Below are 15266 nucleotides of genomic sequence, written 5' to 3'. Positions count from 1 at the left end.
TAACCCCCTATCCCGTTGCTCATCCCCTAGCAGCAGCGGAAAGGGAAGATGGCGGTTCGCTAAAATCGGTCTAGCGATGCTCTCGGGGCGCCGCTGCACAATTGCGCGAGGAGTTGAAATCGTGCCCTACCCTTGGCCAAAATGGCTGCCGATGCCGGTTGTTGCCACCACACTGGGAGTAACCGCTGTGGTGATCGGTGTGCGCCAACTGGGACTGCTTCAGCCGTCGGAACTGAGTCTGTATGACTTCTATGTGCGATCGCAACCCGCCCGTGACCCTGATTCGCGTATCCTGACGGTGCTGGTGACGGAGCAGGACATTCAAGCCCAAAAAACGTGGCCCCTGCCGGATGCTACCGTTGCCGATCTCCTCACCCGCCTTAATGCCGCTAGCCCGCGTGCCATTGGCTTGGATATTTTCCGCGATTTGCCCCACCCCCCCGGCCACGACGAGTTGCAAAACATGATTCGCATCAACCCGCGCATTATTCCAGTGTGCAAATCAACGGGGGAAACAGCGGAGCAACCCGAAGTGCCACCACCACCCAGTATTCCCGCAGCACAGGTGCCAGAGCGAGTGGGCTTTGCCGATATCCCCCTCGATAACGATGGTGTCATTCGCCGCAATCTATTTGTGATCAGCAATCCTAAAGCACAGCGGTGTACAACGCCCTTTTCCTTTGCCCTGATGCTGGCACTGCGCTACCTAGAACAAGACCCCGCTCAGACTATCAAACTCGATGACAAGGGTTTGACGCTCAATGATGTGCATTTTCCCCTCCTCAGCAGCGATGCCGGTGGCTATGTGGGGGTGGACGATCGCGGCATGCAAACCCTGCTGAAGTACCGCTCACGCAACGCAGTGGGGCCAACGGTTTCCCTAACGGATGTACTGACCGGACGGGTAAGCGAAGACCTGATTCGCGATCGCGTCGTTTTGATTGGGGTGTCTGCGCCGAGCATCAAGGATATTTTCCTCACCCCCTATAGCGGTAGTGATGCCGTGACGCAGCAAATGCCGGGGGTGGTTGTTCATGGCCAGATGGTGAGTCAATTCCTGAGTGCGGCCCTCGACGGCGAAAGTCCCATTTGGTATTGGCCGCTGCCAGTGGTGCTCGGCTGGATTCTGCTGTGGGCTGGGGTGGGCAGTGTCCTTGGCTGGTGGTTGCGGCAACCCCTGGGGTTGGGGGGCGCGGTAGTGGGGGGGCTAATTGTCCTTTTTGGTGGTGGCTTTGGCATTTTTGTCATGGGGAGTGGCTGGATTCCCGTGGTGCCGCCGGCGATCGCCCTAGTGCTCAGCAGTGTCGGCATGGTTGGCTACGTTAGCTATCAGGCGCAGCAGGAGCAAAAATCTTTCCAAGAAAAAGTACAGGAACAGGAAAAAGCCTTGGCACTGTTGCGATCGCTGATGGCCGAGGATACGGCAGCCCTCAATGCAGCCCTGCGAGAACCCACAGAAATTACCGGCAAACCCCGTTCTCTCCTCAGTGGTCGCTACAAAATCCAAAAAGTCTTGGGGTCAGGGGGCTTTGGCCGCACCTATTTGGCTCAGGATACCCAGCGACCGGGGAACCCCCTCTGTGTGGTCAAGCATTTGCGACCGGGACGCACCGATGAGCGCTTTATGCAGGTGGCGCGACGGCTCTTTAATACCGAAGCAGAAATCCTTGAAAAGCTAGGACGCCACGATCAAATTCCCCTCTTGCTGGCCTATGTTGAGGAAAATCAGGAATTCTATCTGGTGCAGGAGTTTATTGATGGTGCTTCCCTAAGTGAGGAACTGCAACGCAAACACACGGAAGCTGAGGCCATTCAACTCCTACGGGAAATCTTGGAAGTGCTGAGTTTTGTCCACAGTCACTATGTGATTCACCGCGATATTAAGCCCGATAATATTATTCGCCGTGCCAGCGATCGCAAGCTGGTGCTGATTGACTTTGGGGCAGTGAAGCAAATTCAACCCCAAGAAGTGGAGAAAACCCAAGGGAGCACCGTGGTCATTGGTACGATGGGTTATGCTCCGCCAGAGCAGCTCTCCGGTCAGCCCACCCTCAGCAGTGATATTTACGCTGTCAGCATGATTGTGCTGCAGGCTTTAACGGGTATTAAACCCCGCGATCTACCGCGAGATCCGCGCACGGGTGAAGTGGATTGGCAGCAGTGTGTCACAGTGAGTGAAGGTCTAGCGGCAGTGCTCAATAAGATGGTGAAATTTAACTTTAGCGATCGCTACCCCTCCGCCAAGGAAGCCCTTCAAGAGGTCCGGCGCTTGGCGACACCTGCTTCACCCGTCTCATGAATTATCCTGTGGTGCTCTCTGACCTCCCCCTTGGTACTTCGGCGCGGATTACTGCCATTGAGGGAACCCCCGCTTGGCAACGGCGCCTTGCTGCCGTGGGGTTTACCGTCGGCCAAACCGTCACCCTGTTGCGTCGTGCCCCCTTCAGTCAAACCTTGGCCGTACGGGTGGGTGCCCTGACCGATGTGGCCATACGGGCAACAGATGCCAGCACTATCCTTGTGGAACCGCTGCGAAATCTAGAGGCTTGGGACTAACTGTGAATTGTCACGATTAGAATTCTTGGCTGCCGCTGCCAGCAAGCCGTAAAAGAGAGGATGAGGCGCATTGGGGCGGGAACGAAACTCGGGGTGAAACTGCACCGCAATAAAGAAGGGGTGAGCCGGATACTCGATAATTTCTACTAAGCGGCCATCAGGAGAGGTGCCTGTAATTTGATAGCCCGTTTCTAAAAAGAGGCTGCGATAGGCATTGTTAAACTCGTAGCGATGGCGGTGCCGCTCGTAGATGACCGTTTCGCCGTAGAGCTTTTCGGCAAGGGAATTGGGGGCTAGGCGGCAGGCATACAAGCCCAAGCGCATCGTTCCCCCCAAATCCACAATGTCCTGCTGTTCAGGCAACAGGTGAATCACCGGATGGGGGGTATTGGCATCAAACTCAGCACTGTTAGCATTTTCTAAACCGGCAATATGGCGTGCCCACTCAATCACCGCGCACTGCATCCCCAAGCACAACCCCAAAAAGGGAATTCCTTGCTCACGGGCGTACTGAATGGCGGCAATTTTGCCTTCGACGCCGCGAATACCAAACCCCCCCGGCACAACAATCGCCGCGACATTGCTGAGGGCATTTTCTACACCATTTTCAACAATTTCTTCGGAGTTGACCCAGCGGATACGCAGTTCCTGATCAAGGGCGATCGCCGAGTGCCGCAGGGCTTCCACCACCGAAAGATAGGCATCGCTGAGGCGGACATATTTGCCCACAATCGCCACCTCCAACGGCGTATGGGAACGGTAGAGCCGCTCCACCAGAGCCTGCCACTGACTGAGATCCGGTTGCCGTTGCTCCAAGTTCAAAAGACTCAAAACTTGGGTGGCTAACCCTTCGCGCTCAAGCAGCAGAGGCACTTCATAGATACTTTTGGCATCCGGCGAGGGAATGACACATTCCACAGGGACATCACAAAATTGGGAGAGCTTTTCCTTGATGCCCGGTACAAGGGGGCGATCGCAACGACAGATCAGAATATCCGGCTGAATCCCAATGGAGCGCAATTCCTTCACCGAGTGCTGGGTGGGTTTTGTTTTCATCTCCCCTGCCGAGGGAATCCAAGGCACCAAGGTTACATGCATAAACAGCACATGGTGCCGCCCCACCTCCGTGCGAAACTGACGGATGGCCTCTAGAAAGGGCAGCGACTCAATATCGCCAACGGTTCCCCCAATTTCAATAATCACCACATCGGGGTTTTTGTCCTTCGCCACCCGTAGAATGCGTTCTTTAATCTCATTCGTAATGTGGGGGATGACCTGCACCGTTCCCCCCATATAGTCGCCGCGTCGCTCTTTGTTAATCACCGCTTGGTAAATGGATCCCGTCGTGACGCTATTGAGGCGGGACATGGGTGTATCCGTAAAGCGCTCGTAGTGCCCCAAGTCCAAATCCGTTTCGGCACCATCGTCGGTCACAAACACTTCCCCGTGCTGGAAGGGACTCATCGTGCCCGGATCCACATTGATATAGGGATCAAGCTTGAGAATTGACACGGAATACTGCCGCGATTTCAATAGACGCCCCAGACTAGCGGCGACAATTCCTTTCCCAATACTGGAGACGACACCGCCAGTCACAAAAACATATTTCGTCATTGCTGAATGCTAGTGCTAAGCCGCAGAGGCCATACTCATCAAAACCTACGCAACTATTCTCGCATATTGGGGCATGGCGCCTAGGAGAAATTGTGCACCAATTCCTTGACGACTTGGGATTGCTCCTCAATGCGCTGCCTCAGCCGCTGGCACACCAGATCACACAGCGGAAAGATCGTCGGGTCAGCAATTTCGTAATAGACGGTAACCCCTTGGGGTTGTCGCCGCACCAGACCCGCCTGAGCAAGGGTTTTCAAGTGCTTTGAGACATTGGCCTGCCCCAACCCCGTTTCCTGAATAATCTCCGAGACATTGCGCCGTCCCTGTTTTAGGGCACAGAGCACTTGCAGGCGACTCGGTTCCGACAGCACTTTGAAATACTCGGCAACGTGGGTGAGCAAGTCAGGGGAGGGGAGGTCAACCATAGGGGATATCGCACACTAGAGACACAGATCAAGATAACTTAGCTTAATAACTCTATTATATGACTGTACAGTAAATAAAGCAGCCCATCCTAGGGATGGGGAATGCTGCGAGGAGCGTTAGCGCAGCTTCACTGGCAACTTGATGGCCGATTTGGGCGAGGTGGCCGTTGTGTTTTTTTGCCGTAGCCGTTGGGCATAGAAGGACGCCGCCTCATCACCACGGGCACATTCTTGGGCAAAGTTAATCAGATGATGCCCCACCACACCCACGTGGATCACTTGTTCAATTTGGCCTTTTTTCAGGGCAGGCCCTGCCAGCTTCCAGAACGTCTTGCGGTAGCTCCCCCAAAGCCCCACGTGCCAGAGGAGATTTTTCATGATCCGCAGTCCCCGCAGGATATTTTCGCGGCTGAGGCGAGCTGGGCTATTCGGCACTGCAATGCGGTTGGGATACGTGTGTTCCATTTGATAGGCAAACCGCTCGTAGAGAAACTCCGGTTCATAGGCGGTGGTGATGGTGCGGCGCCACATTTCCACTACTTCTTCGTAGGGCATCAGGAACTCAACATTGGATTCGCGGTTTTCGTCATGGTTGAGGCGGCCTTCTGCTTCCAGCCGACGCCAGAGGGGGGTACGGGGTAGGGCGTGCAGCAGGTTAATCGTCAATGTGGGAATGTGGGAAGCGCGAATAAACTCAAGAATGCGATCGCCCGTTTGGGGTGTATCGGTATCAAAGCCAATAATGATCCCAGAAACCACTTCCATGCCGTAACGATTGAGGGTTTGCACCGCCTGCAAAATCGGCATACTTAGGTTTTGATCCTTGTGGATGGCGTGGAGCGCTTCAGGTTCCGGGGTTTCAATGCCACAGAAAATCGTACAGAAATAGGCTTCCCGCATCATTTCTAGAAGTTTTGGGCTTTGGGCAATGTTCAGGGTCGCTTCACAGGCAAATTGCAGCGGGTAGCCATTGGCCCTTTGCCAGTCAATCAGATGGGGCAGCAGTTCCATGACGGCGCGGCGATTGCCAATAAAGTTATCGTCAACGAAATAGACCGCCCCCGGATTTCCTGAAGCCAGCATTGTATCCAGTTCCTTGAGGATTTGCTGCGGCGTTTTCAGGCGCGGATTGCGGCCATAGAGTTCGGGAATATCACAAAACTCACAGCGAAAGGGACAGCCACTGGAAAACTGCACACTGCCGAGGAAGTAATTTTCCATGCGCACGTGCTGGTAGGCAGGCACAGGAAATTCACTCAAGGGTAACCGTGCCGTGGTTTCAAAGATCAGTTGTTGGGGCGGGCGCTGGCTGCCGTACTCGTCAAAGTAAGCAATCATTTTATCGGTGGCATCCCCCAGTTCCCCTAGGTGGAGAATATCCACATCGGGATAGTATTCCGGACAACTGGAGACCGAAGGCCCGCCGAGGGCAGTGAGTTTACCGTGACGATGGGCAATGTCGTTGATTTCTAAAATTTGTGGCCGCTGAATGTGCATGCCGCTAGTAATGACAATATCAGCCCAAGCATAGTCAGCATCGGTTGCTGGCCGTACATTTTCATCAATCAGGCGCACTTCCCAAGAGTCTGGAAGATAGGCGGCCACCAACAAAATCCCTTGGGGTGGCATAAAGGCGCGTACCGTGCCCATGAGGGGGTAGGCGTGGTGAAACGTACCAAAGGAGCGGCTATAGCGGGGGAAAATGCAGAGAATACGGCGATGGTTGCGGGGGGTATAGGGGACTCGACCACCGGTCATCTCGGGAACCAGTTTAATCTCATCGGTGTTCCGACTGAGGTTCATAGCCCACCACTCCTACCTACACGCACTTTTCAATAGGTATAGCCTACAAATGCGGCTATCGCCTAGGTTTTAGTACCCTTTGGCACTAAAGTCCAAGGTGAGGGGAATCTCTACCCGTTCAATGTGGGTTCTAAAGGTGCCATCGGGGTATAACAACAGATGACGAAAACCGGGACCAATGGGTTCAAGGGAAAATTCAGGGGCGCGAGGCAAAAACTGGATACAGGTGGAGGGGCAGCCGAGATACGTCACCCCTTGCCGCTCGGTGGCAAATTCCTGATGGATATGACCAAAGAGGACAAGCTTCACCTGCGAATGGCGATCCAAGACAGCAAAAAGGTGCTCAGGGTTTTGTAGGCGGCTACTGTCGAGCCAAGGGGCACCGGTCTCAAAGGGGGGATGGTGCAGGGCAATGAATGTGGGGCGATCGCCCGCGCGACTCAAGGTTGCCTCTAGCCAGCTTAAGGTTTCAGGACGCAATTCACCATGGACTTTGCCATCCGCTTGGGAACTGAGGAGCAGGCCTTGCCAAGTCCCAAGATTGATCTGGCGATCGCCCCTCAGCGGCGGACGTTCCAACGCCGGCAGCATTACCCTTGGTTCATCATGGTTACCGGGAATCCAATATACGGGACATTTAAAGTCCCCGAAAGCAGTAGCCAAACGGTCGTAGGTGGTGGCAACGGGTTCCTGTGCCAAGTCTCCCGTCAGCAGCAGGGCAGCAGGGGCATGACGGTGAATTACCCCTAAAACAGCAGCTAGGGATTGAGCCGTGGGCAAGCCAAGGAGTCTGCCTTCATCTGTAGCAAATAGATGCAGATCTGATAACTGGATCAGGTGAAAGGGATCATTCATAGACTTGCTGGGGTGTGGGGACGCTGGGCAGGAAACTGACCTATTTGACTGAGGTTAATCGACTACTTTTGATCGACTACTTTAACGCTGACCGAAGTTGCCGATTCCCGCAAGCGGGTGGGTAAGGGGAGTTGTTGCCACCACCGCCCCAGCACTTGGCGCTGATTGATGATGTAAATGCTAACCAGCGTCAGACCCACTCCTAGCAACTGAACTTGACTCAGGGTTTCCCCCAAGAACCAATGCCCAAAGGTGAGGGCAAATACTGGGGTGAGGAAGGTTAGAGCACTGAGACTAGTCAGATTCCCCTTGGCAGCGAAATAAAAAAAGACACCGTAGGACAGGGCACTACCGAAGAGGGTGGCATAGCCCAAATTAAAGACATCTGGCCACTGTAGAGCCGCCCAAGGTGCTGGGGTATTCAGGCTCGGCAAGAGCAAGAGGGGCAACCCGCCCAAGACCATGTGCCAGCCGGTAGCCACAACGGGATCCGCATAGCGTGCCAAGGGACGCATGAGAATGGTTCCCACGGCCATTGAGAGGGCAGCCAACAGCATCCACAGTTCACCTCGCTGCCACCACTGTCCCCAAGGAATACCTTGCCATGCGCTGGGTTGATGGAGCAACGTCAAGAGATCATCGCCTAGACCAATACCGCTAATGCCCACTAAGCCAAGAAATAGCCCCAGCCAGCCCCAGCCGCCAACGCGCTCTTGATATAGCCAGCGGGACAGCAATGCCACCGCAAGGGGTTGGGAGTCAATCATGACAGAACCCAGCCCGGCTCCCGTTTTTGCTAAGCCAGTGGCCAGAAGCCCCTGAAATAAAAAGCCATCCACAAGGGCAAAAAGACTAATCCATCCCCACGCCCGTAAGCTATTGGGTTGGGGCTTACCGAGGGCGATCGCCACCGCTAACACCAGAAGGCCTGCGGGCACAAGGCGCACACCGGCAACCCACAGCGGCGAGGTATGGGGCATCACCTCTTTCATGGCCACCATGGCAGTTCCCCAAAAGAAAAAGGGGGAGATTAAAATCAAGCGTTGCCAGAGTGCGGTCACAGGCGTTGCAAAATCAGGAGAAATGTTAAGGATTATTGCGATTCGTATCCTTAAATTATAATCCTGCCGTGGGAAACGGCAACTTCAGGAGGGAATTGCCAAGTTGATTTGCTATAAAAGTTCTAACGACCTCCCTAGTATCCTAGGGAAATTTGAGGCAGTGGGTGAGGAGCCGCAGCAGGAAATGAAAGCACTAGAGGTTTGGCAACGGTGGTTGCGGCGGGTTCCTAAGTCAGCGGAGCTAGCGATCGCCCCTGTGGGGACAACAGTCACTGCATCTCTGCCCTCCCGCTGGCAAACCTACCGCCAACGACTCATGGCCTATGAGGGGTGGCCTTGGCTCATCCCCTTTTTAATCTCCGGCGCAACCCTGATGACCGCCAGTGCTTGGCTATTGGTTTTACCCCCCTTGCCCGATTGTCGTCGCCCCGGCCTCGTCATGAGCGATGGCGATCGCCTCTACTGTGCCGATCAAGCCGCCCTCCACGGCAACTTACCCTCTGTTGCTCAAGCCATTGAAACCGTCGGTCAGTGGCCCGAAGATCACCCCCTTTTTCCCCAAGCGAAGCGGCGCGTGGATGAATGGTCAGCCGCCCTACTCGTGATTGCCCGCCAACAGTTGAGCCAAGGCAACATCGAACTGGCAACGCTGCTGCTGAAAAAAATCCCCACCACTGCAGCCAGCTACTCCCAAGCCCAAGAGCTACTGAGCGCAACCAATGTGGGAGAAGGGGGAAACTTGTTGGCCACGGCGGAGGCGGCACTGCGCCAGCAGGATTGGGGGCTGGCATTACTGCAAGTGAAACTGATGAACCAGTTGGGCACCGACTACTGGCGCGAACAGGCCCAAAAGCTCTCGGTGCGTATCTCCCAAGAACAGGATGCGTGGGTGCAATTGGTACAGGCACGGGATTTGGCGGCTTGGTTAACAGCCAATGAACTGGCCGAGGCGGTCATGCTGGCTCTGCAAATTCCCCCCGAGGCGGTTGTTTATTCCCAAGCCCAAGCGGATATTCGCCGTTGGATTCCCGAAGTGTTTGTGTACGCTGAAGAACGCCTAGCGGCCGGCGATCGCGAGGGTGCCCTAGCCCTCATTGAAAAAATTGCCCCCGCTCTCGATGTGTCCTACCACGATCGCCCGATTGTCATCTTGGGGCAGGCCAAAGCCCTTGCGGCCAAGGGAACGGTTTTGGGCTACTGGGAAGCGATCGCTCGCGTGCAGCAGATTCCCACCACGGATCCCTTCTATGCATCGGCTCAGGCCTACCTCAAGACATGGCAGCAGCAGTTGCGCAACCAGCAGCATCTTCAGTGGGCATCGTGGCTCGCCAATTCTCATCTGCGCTGGGGGTATGCCTTGGCCATTGCTCAAGCTCGGCAGGTGCCCCTTGGTCAGCCGGAACGGGGTCAAGCCCAAGGTTTGATTGCCCTTTGGCAGCGGGATCTGCGTACGATTGATGAGCAGCCCTTGCTCCATGCGGCGATCGCCCTCGCAGAACAGAAACAGTATCAGGCCGCCCTAGGGGTTCTGCAATACTTCCCCAGCAATGCTGTGCTTGCTTCTGTAGTGGCCAACTACCGCAACGAGTGGCAGGAAAAACTGGAAGAAATTGAGGATCGTCCGATTCTGGATCGAGCCATTCGCTTGGCACGGGAAGGCAAACTAGAGGAAGCCATTCAAACCGCTGAGCAAATTGGTCGCGATCGCGCCCTCTACCGTGAAGCCCTCAATCGCATCTGGCAGTGGGACTATGAACTCAGCGTGCGCCAACGTCAACAGGCAGCACCCACGCCCGCTTGGTGGGAAAGCCCCCCCAGTCCCCCTGAAAGGACTTCTGAACCAGTAACCGAACCAGAATCAGTGCCGCCGGCCACACCCACCCCTGAAGCCACTGCTGCTCCTAAGCCGACACCTGAGACATCTCCAACGCCTACGCCCACCCCTGAAACCACCGTTGCTCCTACCCCTGCCAGTCCTGCACCGACACCTGAGGCCACGGTTGCCCCGATGCCGACACCTGTTCAACCGCCAGCAGCGGACCCCGAACCAACGGCTACCCCCTAGCGATCGCTGGTCATCGTAAAATAGAGGCTCTGTGCAGTATCGGTAGCCCAGCTATGCGCCTCTCGCAAATGCTTTTTGTCACGCTTCGCGAGGATCCAGCGGAAGCGGAAATTCCCAGCCACAAATTGCTCCTGCGGGCGGGGTATATTCGACGGATTGCCAGTGGCATCTATAGCTATCTGCCCTTGATGTGGCGAGTGCTGCAAAAAGTGAGCGCCATTGTCCGTGAGGAAATGAACCGCAGTGGTGCCTTGGAATGTTTGCTGCCGCAATTACAACCCGCTGAACTGTGGCAAGAGTCGGGACGCTGGGATACCTATACCAAGGCCGAAGGGATCATGTTTTCCCTCACCGATCGCGCTGAGCGGCAGTTGGGACTAGGGCCGACCCATGAAGAGGTCATCACCACCCTTGCTAAGGACTTGATTCGCTCCTATCGTCAGTTGCCCGTTCACCTGTACCAAATTCAAACCAAATTCCGCGATGAGATTCGCCCGCGATTTGGTCTGATGCGGGGACGAGAATTCATTATGAAGGACGGCTACTCCTTCCATGCCGATGTGGCCAGCCTCAAGGAAACCTATCAGGTGATGTACGACACCTATAGCCGTATTCTTCAGCGCTGTGGCCTGACGTTTCGAGCTGTAGAGGCGGATTCGGGTGCGATCGGCGGATCGGGATCCCATGAGTTTATGGTGCTGGCTGCCGCCGGCGAAGATGAAGTGCTCTATACGGCTGACGGCCAATATGCCGCCAATGTGGAAAAGGCCGTTTCGCTGCCCCCTGACGCGGTGCCCACAACCTACAAAAAGGTGGCGACACTAGATACCCCCAATACGGCAACCATTGATGCCCTTGTTGAGCACTTGCAGTGCCATCCGACGCAAATTGTGAAAAATGTCCTCTATCGAGCGGTTTTCGATAATGGGCGGGTGGGTCTCGTGTTGGTGAGTATTCGCGGTGATCAAGAGGTGAATAGCGTCAAGCTGCACAACACCCTCACTTCCCTTGCGCCCAACTACGGGGCAACGAAATTGCTGGATCTGCGGGTGGCGGATGCCAATACCGCCCAAGAGTGGGCAGCCACCCCCATTCCCTTTGGTTACATTGGCCCTGACATAGAGGACGGCGTTATTAAAGCCGATCCCCAGATCATTCCCCACTGGATTCGCATTGCCGATCACACCGTAACGGAGTTAAAGCGGTTTATTACAGGAGCCAATCGCGATCAACAGCACCGTGTCGGTGTCAATTGGGGCAAATCCTGTCCATTACCGGCCATTGTCGCCGATGTGCGCAAAGCCCAAGCCGGCGATCGCGCCTGCCACGATCCAACACAGCACCTAGAGACGGCCCGTGGCATTGAAATTGGCCATATTTTCCAGTTGGGGACAAAGTATTCTGAGGCGATGAAGGCCACCTACACCAATGAACAGGGGGAAGAAGTGCCTCTGGTGATGGGCTGCTATGGCATTGGGGTTTCCCGCTTGGCACAGGCGGCAGTGGAGCAGCACCACGATGCTCAGGGGATCATTTGGCCGCTGGCGATCGCCCCCTATCAGGTGATCATTGTCGTTCCCAACATCGAGGATGGGCAGCAAATGCAGGTGGCTACTGACCTCTACGATCAACTTCAGGCGGCAGGAATTGAGGTGCTCCTCGACGATCGCGATGAGCGGGCAGGGGTGAAATTCAAAGATGCGGATCTCATTGGCATTCCCTATCGCCTAGTGACGGGGCGGGCGATCGCCAATGGTGAAGTGGAACTGGTGATCCGGGCAAGCGGTGCCAAATCCACCCTCCCTATCAGCGAAGTTGTTCGTTATCTTCAAAAGGAGATTGCTCAGCAGTTAGGTCGATGATTCTCAATCCCTACCAGCGCACGAAACTGGATAACCGCAGCGATGATCTCTTTTACGCGGCGCCGCGCTTTGTAACCCATGTGGATGATTTCTTTCTGGCGCGCCTCACAAATCTCTACCGCGAATACCTGCAGCCACAAATGCGGGTTTTGGACTTAATGAGTAGTTGGGTGTCCCATCTACCACCAGAGCTATCCTTTGCGGAGGTGGTGGGTCATGGGATGAATGCGGCGGAGCTAGCCCGCAACCCTCGGCTGGATCGCTACTTTGTCCAGAACCTCAATGAAGCGTTGGCCTTGCCCCTAGAGGAGGCCAGTTTTGATGCCGTGCTGATGGCGGTGTCGGTGCAGTACCTCCAGTATCCTGAGGCCACTTTTACAGAAATTGCCCGTATCCTCAAACCCCAAGGGGTGGTCATTGTCAGCTTCTCGAATCGCATGTTTTTTGAGAAGGCGATTCAGGCGTGGCGCGAGGGTACCGAGGGCGATCGCGTGCGCTTGGTGCAAACCTACATTGATAGCATTCCCTCCCTCAAGGTGGTAGAAACCCAGCTGCCCCGTCGCTGGCCTTGGCTGGGATTCACCGATCCCTTCTATGCTGTCGTGGGTCAAAAGCAGTCGGCGTGATGGTCAGAGGGGGCGTCTATGAGCAGTTTCGCGGTGCCCTCCTTGGACTTCTGTGGGGCATCGCTAAAGAGGATATCTATCTAGCCCAAGCACTGCCCCACCAATGGTTAACCCCCAACCAAGGGGAGTGGCCCGTTCAGCTGCCGCAGTTGTTGGCATCATGGGATCAACCTTTGATCTCAGTCCCCGCGGCGTTGCAGGAGATTCAGACCCTACTCCATGAATACCTCGCGGCGGCTTGGGCACCTGAGCCTTTGGCCGTACCTCTAGAGAGAGGAGAGGTGATCCGCTATGCCTTGGCGATCGCCCCTTGGGACTTAGAATTAGCCCATGAAATTGTTATCAAGCAGCAACCCAGCGCTGGTTTTCTCTTAAGCTGTCTTTTTGGTGCCTATTGGGGGGCATTGGCCTTGCCCCTTAGCGCATGGGAACATTGGACGCCCACCGTAGCTGCAGTACTGGCGAATGTGATGGCGCAATGGACAGGGGGGATAGGAACCGAGATGGCACTTGCCCCCAAGGACGGGCTAAAAAACTGGAGAAGGGGCTGTACTCGGAACATAACGCTCTAGCTGTGCACCCAAACCCCGCAGCTTGGCTTCAATTTGCCAGTAGCCCCGATCTAAGTGCTGCAAGCCATAGACGTGGGTTTCGCCGTGGGCAGCCAGTCCAGCAACGACTAAAGCCGCTGTGGCACGTAAATCTGTACCTGTTACCGGTGCACCGGAAAGATGGGGCACCCCTCGGATGGCGGCGTGATTTCCCTTGACGCGAATATCGGCACCCATGCGATTCAGTTCAGCCACATGGCCAAAGCGATTTTCAAACACCGTTTCGCTGACTAAACTATTCCCCTCACTGATGGCCAGCAATGTCATCATCAAGGCCTGCATATCCGTGGGAAAGCCGGGGTAGGGGAGCGTTTCAATGTCGGTGGCACGGTAGTGCAGAGCAGGGGTAAAGCGGACACGGGTGGGATCGGGAAATTCAATCCTCGCTCCCATTTCTTCCAGTTTGGCAACCACAGGTGTCAGGTGACTGGGAATGACCGGTGCCAATGTAATGGCAGAGCGGGTGACGGCAGCCGCCAAGAGAAATGTTCCCGCTTCAATGCGATCAGGGATAATTTCGTATTCAGTGCCGTGGAGGCGATCGACCCCAACAATGGTAATCGAATTGGTGCCTGCGCCATAGATTTTTGCCCCCATGGCGATACAGAAGTTGGCCAAATCCACCACTTCCGGTTCTTGAGCGGCATTTTCAATCGTGGTTTCCCCCTCGGCAAGGGTGGCGGCCATCATCAGGGTTTCCGTTGCACCAACGCTGGGATAGTCCAAATAGATGCGGGTTCCCTTCAGTTTGGGGGCACTGGCGGTAACAACACCGTGGTCAATCGTGACTTCGGCTCCCATCGCTTGCAGACCGCGCACATGCAGTTCCACCGGACGAGCGCCAATAGCGCAGCCGCCAGGCAAGGGAACACGAGCAATCCCCAACCGTGCCACCAATGGACCAATGGCAAAGAAACTCGCCCGCAGTTGGCTGACCAAGCGATAGGGGGGATCATTGGTATTTAATTCCGTGGCATCAATGGCGATCGCTTCACTACCGAGGCGTTGTACCTTGACCCCCAATGCCTGTAAAATTTCCCCAAGGCGACGAATATCCGCCAAGTCAGGCACTGCATGGAGAATGGTTGTATCGGCTGCTAAGAGTGCCCCCGCCATCAAGACTAATGCTGAATTCTTGGCTCCGCTAATCCTCACCTCCCCCGATAACCGATAGCCCCCCTGAATCTTGAGGTGTGCCTGCTCTGTGGTCAGCGGCGTTGCGGTCGAGGTTAGCATATTTCACTCTCACAGCCAAAAGAATTCCAAGCGATTATATCCTATCAGTGCGAATTTTATGCAAAGATCAACAAGAGAAAGACTGTGATTGTGCAAGTAATTTAATCATTCATTTGATGGAACACCAAAACCTCAGCGATCTACTGCGGCAAGAGGCAGCCAAACAAAGTCAAGCGCCCAGCAAGCGGAGTCGACACCAGCCCACCAAGGCAGAACTAGAGCAAGAACTGGCCACCCTCAAAGCAGCGTTAGCAGCGGCAGAAGCTGAGAAAACCGCTCACAGCACCCAGATAGAGCAACTGCAACAGGAAGTGCAAACGTGGCGCGATCGCGCCCAAGCCCTCGAAACTGAGCTTCAGGACCTCCAAACCCGCCATCAGGCTCTAGAAGCCGAATTTGAAGAGGCCAAAGAAGTCATTCGCCAACTCACGGTGCCTCAGCCCTACCGCTTTGAGGATGTGGGATTTAAGCCCCTTGTCAATGAAATTCCCATCTCCAATCCCAATGCCTCTCACCTTGGCGATGCAGAAATTGGTTGGTTTGATTAGGGAT

13 protein-coding genes are annotated in these 15266 nt (G+C 55.1%); 7 read left to right on the top strand and 6 right to left on the bottom strand.

From position 1 onward, the window contains the following. Positions 1-121 precede the first annotated feature (121 nt). Complete coding sequence (locus M0646_RS02250) at positions 122-2299, top strand: CHASE2 domain-containing serine/threonine-protein kinase (protein WP_286649825.1); 2178 nt, start codon at positions 122-124, stop codon at positions 2297-2299. Continuing rightward, positions 2296-2556: a FeoA family protein gene (locus M0646_RS02245; RefSeq protein ID WP_286626411.1), complete on the top strand. Its 261-nt coding sequence runs from the start codon at positions 2296-2298 to the stop codon at positions 2554-2556. Before M0646_RS02250 ends, M0646_RS02245 begins: the two co-directional genes overlap by 4 nt. Here M0646_RS02245 and M0646_RS02240 read toward each other — a convergent pair. The 5 genes from M0646_RS02240 to M0646_RS02220 form a co-directional block, all read right to left on the bottom strand. Next, positions 2539-4170 carry a CTP synthase gene (locus M0646_RS02240; RefSeq protein WP_149817766.1) on the bottom strand — a complete coding sequence of 544 codons (1632 nt, stop codon included), beginning with the start codon at positions 4168-4170 and terminating at the stop codon, positions 2539-2541. The two genes, M0646_RS02245 and M0646_RS02240, sit on opposite strands and share 18 nt — an antisense overlap. Positions 4171-4250: 80 nt before the next feature. After that, entirely contained in the window at positions 4251-4595 is a 345-nt protein-coding gene (locus tag M0646_RS02235; RefSeq protein ID WP_149817764.1) for a helix-turn-helix transcriptional regulator, read from the bottom strand. 117 nt (positions 4596-4712) lie between these two features. Further along, complete coding sequence (locus M0646_RS02230) at positions 4713-6398, bottom strand: B12-binding domain-containing radical SAM protein (RefSeq protein WP_286626408.1); 1686 nt, start codon at positions 6396-6398, stop codon at positions 4713-4715. Between the two features lie 69 nt (positions 6399-6467). After that, positions 6468-7253: a 3',5'-cyclic-AMP phosphodiesterase gene (gene cpdA / locus M0646_RS02225; protein ID WP_286649824.1), complete on the bottom strand. Its 786-nt coding sequence runs from the start codon at positions 7251-7253 to the stop codon at positions 6468-6470. A gap of 62 nt (positions 7254-7315) precedes the next feature. Beyond that, positions 7316-8254 carry a DMT family transporter gene (locus M0646_RS02220; RefSeq protein ID WP_399374959.1) on the bottom strand — a complete coding sequence of 313 codons (939 nt, stop codon included), beginning with the start codon at positions 8252-8254 and terminating at the stop codon, positions 7316-7318. Between the two features lie 244 nt (positions 8255-8498). Between M0646_RS02220 and M0646_RS02215 the strand changes: the two genes are divergently transcribed. The 4 genes from M0646_RS02215 to M0646_RS02200 are packed head-to-tail and all read left to right on the top strand — an operon-like array spanning position 8499 to position 13439. Then, positions 8499-10379 (top strand): hypothetical protein, encoded by a 1881-nt coding sequence (locus M0646_RS02215; RefSeq protein ID WP_286649822.1) that lies wholly within the window; start codon positions 8499-8501, stop codon positions 10377-10379. Between the two features lie 53 nt (positions 10380-10432). After that, complete coding sequence (locus M0646_RS02210) at positions 10433-12241, top strand: proline--tRNA ligase (RefSeq protein ID WP_286649821.1); 1809 nt, start codon at positions 10433-10435, stop codon at positions 12239-12241. Further along, the gene (locus M0646_RS02205; RefSeq protein ID WP_286649820.1) at positions 12238-12867 is read left to right on the top strand and encodes a class I SAM-dependent methyltransferase; all 630 of its coding nucleotides are present in this window, start codon (positions 12238-12240) and stop codon (positions 12865-12867) included. Before M0646_RS02210 ends, M0646_RS02205 begins: the two co-directional genes overlap by 4 nt. Further along, positions 12867-13439 carry a hypothetical protein gene (locus M0646_RS02200; protein WP_286649819.1) on the top strand — a complete coding sequence of 191 codons (573 nt, stop codon included), beginning with the start codon at positions 12867-12869 and terminating at the stop codon, positions 13437-13439. Before M0646_RS02205 ends, M0646_RS02200 begins: the two co-directional genes overlap by 1 nt. On the opposite strand, the gene murA is transcribed toward M0646_RS02200, so the two are convergent. Beyond that, on the bottom strand, positions 13395-14714 hold the full coding sequence (murA, locus tag M0646_RS02195; protein WP_286626397.1) for a UDP-N-acetylglucosamine 1-carboxyvinyltransferase: 1320 nt from the start codon (positions 14712-14714) through the stop codon (positions 13395-13397). The two genes, M0646_RS02200 and murA, sit on opposite strands and share 45 nt — an antisense overlap. 116 nt (positions 14715-14830) lie before the next feature. Here murA and M0646_RS02190 point away from each other — a divergent pair, with 116 nt between their 5' ends. Beyond that, positions 14831-15262: a hypothetical protein gene (locus tag M0646_RS02190; RefSeq protein WP_286626396.1), complete on the top strand. Its 432-nt coding sequence runs from the start codon at positions 14831-14833 to the stop codon at positions 15260-15262. Positions 15263-15266: the final 4 nt, after the last annotated feature.

This window comes from Thermosynechococcus sp. B3, from assembly GCF_030323045.1.
Lineage (GTDB): Bacteria > Cyanobacteriota > Cyanobacteriia > Thermosynechococcales > Thermosynechococcaceae > Thermosynechococcus.
Note: the sequence above shows the minus strand (reverse complement) of the source record. Positions and strands in the feature narration are given on the sequence as shown.

Bases quoted from the DNA above. Each gene is read 5' to 3' on its own strand.
- M0646_RS02245 (WP_286626411.1), top strand. From the start codon at position 2,296: ATGAATTATCCTGTGGTGCTCTCTGACCTCCCCCTTGGTACTTCGGCG.
- M0646_RS02240 (WP_149817766.1), bottom strand. From the start codon at position 4,170: ATGACGAAATATGTTTTTGTGACTGGCGGTGTCGTCTCCAGTATTGGG.
- M0646_RS02235 (WP_149817764.1), bottom strand. From the start codon at position 4,595: ATGGTTGACCTCCCCTCCCCTGACTTGCTCACCCACGTTGCCGAGTAT.
- M0646_RS02230 (WP_286626408.1), bottom strand. From the start codon at position 6,398: ATGAACCTCAGTCGGAACACCGATGAGATTAAACTGGTTCCCGAGATG.
- cpdA (WP_286649824.1), bottom strand. From the start codon at position 7,253: ATGAATGATCCCTTTCACCTGATCCAGTTATCAGATCTGCATCTATTT.
- M0646_RS02220 (WP_399374959.1), bottom strand. From the start codon at position 8,254: ATGGTGGCCATGAAAGAGGTGATGCCCCATACCTCGCCGCTGTGGGTT.
- M0646_RS02215 (WP_286649822.1), top strand. From the start codon at position 8,499: ATGAAAGCACTAGAGGTTTGGCAACGGTGGTTGCGGCGGGTTCCTAAG.
- M0646_RS02210 (WP_286649821.1), top strand. From the start codon at position 10,433: ATGCGCCTCTCGCAAATGCTTTTTGTCACGCTTCGCGAGGATCCAGCG.
- M0646_RS02205 (WP_286649820.1), top strand. From the start codon at position 12,238: ATGATTCTCAATCCCTACCAGCGCACGAAACTGGATAACCGCAGCGAT.
- M0646_RS02200 (WP_286649819.1), top strand. From the start codon at position 12,867: ATGGTCAGAGGGGGCGTCTATGAGCAGTTTCGCGGTGCCCTCCTTGGA.
- murA (WP_286626397.1), bottom strand. From the start codon at position 14,714: ATGCTAACCTCGACCGCAACGCCGCTGACCACAGAGCAGGCACACCTC.
- M0646_RS02190 (WP_286626396.1), top strand. From the start codon at position 14,831: ATGGAACACCAAAACCTCAGCGATCTACTGCGGCAAGAGGCAGCCAAA.